This is a genomic window from Mesorhizobium carmichaelinearum (genome assembly GCF_900199455.1).
Taxonomy (GTDB): domain Bacteria; phylum Pseudomonadota; class Alphaproteobacteria; order Rhizobiales; family Rhizobiaceae; genus Mesorhizobium; species Mesorhizobium carmichaelinearum.
This window is the reverse complement of the sequence record NZ_FZQR01000191.1, coordinates 1-386: the sequence shown is the minus strand read 5'-3', so window position 1 is coordinate 386 and position 386 is coordinate 1. Positions and strand designations below refer to the sequence as shown.

The following is a 386-nucleotide window of genomic DNA, read 5'->3' as shown; positions in this document are numbered from 1 at the left end:
GCAATATACTATTCCACTCAGTTGCACGTGCTAAGGCATAGTTGTCTTTCATGATGTCACCAGGCTTTTCAGCAGTTCCAATAATATAACCATTTAAAGTGGCACCTAAAAAGTCTAAACTATATTTAATTCGCGTAATTGCTGGCTTCGCTTTTATTTTTGGACAATCTCCACCAACTAAAATAACTCTAAAATCCTTTTCGGCCATTTGTGCCTTAAAATTAGGATATCGTTTATCTTGTAATGTTTCTGACCAATGTTCGATAAATGCTTTCAATGGTGCTGAAATGCTATACCAATACACTGGTGATGCAAAAATAATTGTATCACTAGCCAATATTTTATCTAGAATCGGCAAATAGTCATCGTCATATGAAGTAATAGTC

General features: G+C 34.7%; 1 protein-coding gene. It reads right to left on the bottom strand.

Going from position 1 to position 386, the window contains the following annotated elements; genetic code table 11:
* On the bottom strand, positions 1-386 hold a 386-nt coding region (locus tag CKW40_RS46330), incomplete at both ends, for a flavodoxin family protein (protein WP_095205409.1).